This window comes from Streptomyces sp. T39, from assembly GCF_008042045.1.
Lineage (GTDB): Bacteria > Actinomycetota > Actinomycetes > Streptomycetales > Streptomycetaceae > Streptomyces.
In genome coordinates this window covers 1-4,662 of record NZ_RDBP01000178.1, presented here as the reverse complement: position 1 = coordinate 4,662, position 4,662 = coordinate 1, and the positions used below count along the sequence as shown (strand labels likewise).

3 protein-coding genes and 1 pseudogene are annotated in these 4,662 nt (G+C 76.6%); 1 reads left to right on the top strand and 3 read right to left on the bottom strand.

Annotated features, from left to right (window positions below; genetic code table 11):
- Nucleotides 1-244, top strand: a pseudogene (locus tag EAO77_RS40815) (RNA polymerase sigma factor); the annotation flags it as partial.
- 162 nt (nt 245-406) lie between these two features.
- On the opposite strand, the gene EAO77_RS36540 reads toward EAO77_RS40815, so the two are convergent.
- The 3 genes from EAO77_RS36540 to EAO77_RS36530 form a co-directional block, all read right to left on the bottom strand.
- Nucleotides 407-1,744: an AMP-binding protein gene (locus EAO77_RS36540; protein WP_147992584.1), complete on the bottom strand. Its 1,338-nt coding sequence runs from the start codon at nt 1,742-1,744 to the stop codon at nt 407-409.
- Between the two features lie 171 nt (nt 1,745-1,915).
- The gene (locus EAO77_RS36535; RefSeq protein WP_147992583.1) at nt 1,916-3,331 is read right to left on the bottom strand and encodes a pyridoxal phosphate-dependent aminotransferase; all 1,416 of its coding nucleotides are present in this window, start codon (nt 3,329-3,331) and stop codon (nt 1,916-1,918) included.
- A 142-nt stretch (nt 3,332-3,473) separates the two neighbouring features.
- Nucleotides 3,474-3,953, bottom strand: coding sequence for a hypothetical protein (locus tag EAO77_RS36530; RefSeq protein ID WP_261994316.1), 480 nt, complete (start codon nt 3,951-3,953; stop codon nt 3,474-3,476).
- Between the last annotated feature and the right edge of the window lie 709 nt (nt 3,954-4,662).

The following is a 4,662-nucleotide window of genomic DNA, read 5'->3' as shown; positions in this document are numbered from 1 at the left end:
GGCGGTCGAGCGGGCGCAGCAGGGGGACGAGGCGGCCTTCGCGGCTGCGTACCGGATCGTGCATCCGCCCCTCCTCAACTTCCTGCGCGGACTCGTCGGGGACGACGCCGAGGACGTCGCCTCCGATGCCTGGCTGGACATCGCGCGTGATCTCGGGCGCTCCCCGCCCGGCGCCGACGGCCCCCGACGCCGCGCGGCGACGGCCGTGAGGCGCTCCCGGCCGCCGCGACGCGGGGTGCGACCTTTCGGGGCACGGCACGGGCGGATGGTCCCTCCGTCCCGTGCCGCGGCACGGCCGCCGCGTCTCCCCGGCCCGCCCGGCGCGCGACGGCACGGGCCCGGTCCGCGCGACGCCGGACGCGGGCGGGCCGCGGGGTGAGAGCCCGGCTCCGCCGGGAACGCCCCGTCAGGCCCTGGTCGGCATCGGGTGGGGCCGGTGCGCCGGCCCGTGGGCGGCACAGGCGAGGGCGGGCGTGGTGCGGGCGGAGCCGGGCGGGGTGCGGGGCGCGGCCCGGCCGGTGATCTCCAGCGTGCCGTCGCCGTCCCACCGGCCCAGGTAGCCCGAGTACGTCAGCGAACCGCGGTGGCCCACGGCGGGTTCACGGCACCCGTCGCAGAGCCGGTCGAACGGCAGAGCCGTGCCCGCGGCCCAGATCTGCCCCGTGCCGCCGGCCGGGAGCGGACGTCCCTCCTCGTCGCGGACGGTCACCCGCACCCGGGGCACGGCGGATCCCGCACCGGATCCGCCGGACCCGCCGGCGGATGTGCAGTCGACGGCCGTCCACGGCATGGCCCCGTCGCGCGGCGAGAACTCCGCCAGCAGCCGGGTGTACGGGAGGACATCGCGATGGCGCTCCACCAGCCCGGCCGGCAGGGCACCCCCGATCACCAGGGCCGTGCCCGGCCCGGCGGGCGCGCCGTGCCGGGATCCGGCGAGGAACTCCGCGTACTCCTCGGGGCCGTACACCGCGGCCGCCCCCGCGTGGTCCCGTCCGGTGGCCGGGGCCACGGGACCGTTCAGCCGGCTCCCCGCCGAGACCGCCCACCACAGGGCCGCCAGGCCCCGGGCCCCGCCCGGCCGCTGGCCGGTCCACACGCCCCGCCCCGGGCGGCCCGCGCGGCGCAGGCGGGCACCGGTGGCGAGCAGCCAGGCGCGGTGGTCGACGAGGTGGCCCACGCAGCCGCCGTCGTCGGCGCGTTCGGTGAGCAGGTAGGCGACATCGTCCGGGCCGGATCGCGGCAGCGAGCCGTCGACGCGCACCGGCGCGATGCGGGCCCAGGTGCGCGCGTCGTCGAGCACCATGGCGTCCAGCGGCCAGCGCTCCCGGTGGACGCCGCTGCACAGCACGAGGGTGGCGCCGCTCATCTCCGCGATACGGGCCCGCTCCCGCTCGCCGGCCGGATCCGGCACCGGCACGCAGACGCCGCCCAGGGCGAGCACGGCGAGCTGCGCGACCAGCGACTGGGCGTGGTCGGCGGTGTGGACGAGCACCGGGTCACCGAGCTGGACCCCGTAGCGGAGCATCACGGAGGCCAACCGGCTCGCGTTCTGCTGGGCCGCGCCGTAGGTCAGGGGCCGGCCGCCGTCGACGACGGCCACCTCGCCGGGACGCCGGGCCGCGGCGTGCGCGAACAGGCCGTCGACGGTGGCGGGTTCGGCTGCCGCCCGCGGACGGCTCGCCGGGCGCCCGCCGTCACCCCCGGTCTCCCGCCCACCGGTGCCGATCACGGTCACTGCGCTCACTCGGGCCCCCCAGGTCGGCGTGCACACGGGCGTCCCGGGCAGCGAAGACCGTCTTTGGCCCGGGTACGACCAGTGTCACCAGGCGTCTCTGGGCAACTTCTTGAGAGAATGTGCCGTCGCCATGGGTGTCGCCCGCCGCCGGGCTCCTCACCGGCCCGCCCGGGGCCGGCCTCACGCCCCGCCGACCAGCCGGTCGATCGCCGCCGTGCCCGAGGTGTATCCCGCCGCCATGGCCCGGACCAGACCCGTGCGCGCCGGCTGCGCGGGCCGGCCGGACGGATCGGGACGCGCGGGCTGCGCCGGAGGGACGGGGTCGCCGGTCCGGGCCGCGGCGGGGACGAGGCCGCGGGCGTCGACCGGCTGCCGGTCCAGGGCGGGCCGGGAGCCGGGCCCCGGCCCGGCCGGCACCTGGGCGAGCATCGGGCGCGGCGGCTCGGGTTCGGGCGCGGGAGCGGGGGTGCGGACGGTCCGCCCGTAGAGGACCTGCTCCATCGCCGACACCAGGCGGGCGACATCGGCCTGCGGGCGCACCACGAGCCGGACGAAGCGGCTGGAGCTGCCGATCTTGTTGCCGCACTCGCGCACCAGCACACCGTGCTCGGTGAGCAGCCGGTCGCGCAGCAGGGCGCCGTCGACTCCCGCCGGGAGGCGCACGTAGACGAAGTTGCCCTGCGAGGGATAGACGGTCAGACCGGGCAGGTGTGCCAGGTGACGGATCATCTCGTGCCGGTCGCCGCGCACCAGGCGCAGACTCTCGGCGTACTCGTGCCGGTGCTCCCGCAGCATGAACACGACCGCCTCCGCGAAGGAGTTGAGGTTCCACTTCGGCAGAGCGCCGCGGATCCGGCCGGCCAGGCCGGGGTGGGCGACGAGATAGCCGAAGCGCACGCCGTGCAGTCCGAAGTTCTTGCCGAGGCTGCGCAGTACGACGACGTTGGTCCGCAGCACGGCCTCCGCGGCCACGCTGGTCTCCTCGCCCTCGTCGGCGAATTCGAGGAACGACTCGTCCACGACGACCAGATCGAGGTCCTGGAGGCGGTCGAGCAGGGCGAGGACCTGCGGTTTGGGGAGCAGGCCGCCGTCAGGGTTGTTGGGGTTGCAGATGACGGCGACGCGCGAGCCGCGGGACTCGACGAAGCGCACGAACGCCTCCGGGTCGAGGGCGAATCCGCGCGCCTCCGGCAGCAGCAGCATGTCCACCCGCTTGCCGGTCTCCATCGGCTGGTCGGTCCACCGGCCGAACGTCGGCACGGGCACGGCGAGCGACTCGCGCACCAGCAGATGGTCGATCCAGGTGATCAGCTCGGTGGAGCCGTTGCCCATCGCCACGGTCGCCGGGTTGAGGCCGAGAAGACGGCAGAGTTCGGCCGTGACGGTGTCCGCGCTGCTCGGGTAGTACGTCAGGATCTCCCGCAGTCCGGCGCCGAGCCGGTCGAACATCGCGGGGGTGGGGAAGTACGGGTTGCAGGGGATGCAGAAGTCGGCGATCTCCCCGGCCTGTGCCCCGGTGGCCCTGGTGAGGGTGAAGTACGACGGGCTGTGCGCGGTGGACGCGCCGAACAGCGCGGTGACGTCGCTGCCTGCCACAACATGCCTCCCTAGCCTGCCTGGCGGCGGGGTGCCCTCGCGCAGCCCGCCGCCGACAGATACGGGTGCCGCCGGCCCGGCGTTCACCGTCGACGCGCCCCCGGCCCGGCGTCCGGGCGGTCCCGTCGCGGGCCGGCGGGCGTCAGCAGGCGGCGCGTTCGGTGGCGCCGCCGCACCGGCCGGGCTTCTCGGGACGGCCCGGCCGGCGCCGGCCGTGCAGCATCAGGTAGAAGCGCTCCAGGGATTCCGCGGGGCCGTGCTCGAAGCGCTTGACGACCTTTCCGAGCGGGTTCCAGACCCGGCCGTCGGGCATGCGGATGCCCACCGGCTGTCCGAAGAGTTCGCGCTGGCGGGCATCGAGGTCCACCCACCGGGCACCCGCCCGGCGGACGACGACCTCCCCCGCGTACGCGCCGAGCCCCTGGAGCACCCGTTCGACGGCGGCCCGCTCCGAGGTGCTGCGTCTGAGTCCGTCGACGACGAAGTCCACGAGTCTGAGGCTGGCCACCGTGTAGTCGAGCGGAAGCCTGCTCCGCTCGCTCAACTCGGCGACGAACCCTGCGGCATACCCCTGCATGCCGTCGGCGCCCGGCAGCTGCGCTGCACGCCCTTCCTTCGACATCCGTACCTCCCGAACCGTGAGGCCACGGCGGCCTCCCCCGTCCCAGCGCAACAGGGCCCCGAACCGTCACGGTTCTGCCGGGTGTCCGTTCTCACAGGCGGGTCGGGCGCGGCCGTTGCAACCATCACGCCCCCTCACGCGTCGTCACCCGCGCACCGGCGGTCGTGTCCTCGCCGGACCGACCGAGGACGACGTCGCCGGCCCGCCGCGGCCCCGCCGGCGATCGACGCGCGGGGTTCGGAGCGGCGCCCCGCCCGGCCCGGCCGCACCCACGAACCCGGCCGCGCACCGGCGACCGCACACGCCCCGCGGCGGACGCCGCATCCTCGAACCCCGGACGGCCCGACGCAGGCGGCACCGCACCTCACGACCCCGGCAGCGTCCGCGGCCCGTTCCCCGGCTTCCCCGACGCCTCCGGCCCCWCCGGATTTCCCGGCCGCCCCGGCATCCGCGACGAGCCGCGCGCAGGCGGCGGCGATCTCTTCCGGYCCCCCCGCGGCCGGGGCCGGCCGCTCGCGCACAGGATGGCCGGAATCCCGCCCCCACCCCGTCCCGTTGCCCCCGGCGAACCGCCGGCAGTGCGCGAGGCCGTCCTCGGCGGCAGGAGGCCGCTCCCGCTGTCCGGTGGGGGCGGAGGCGGCCGGGGTGATGCTCGGCGGCGTGGCCATGGCCGCGGGGGCGATCCCCACGCCGTTCGCCGATCCGTCCC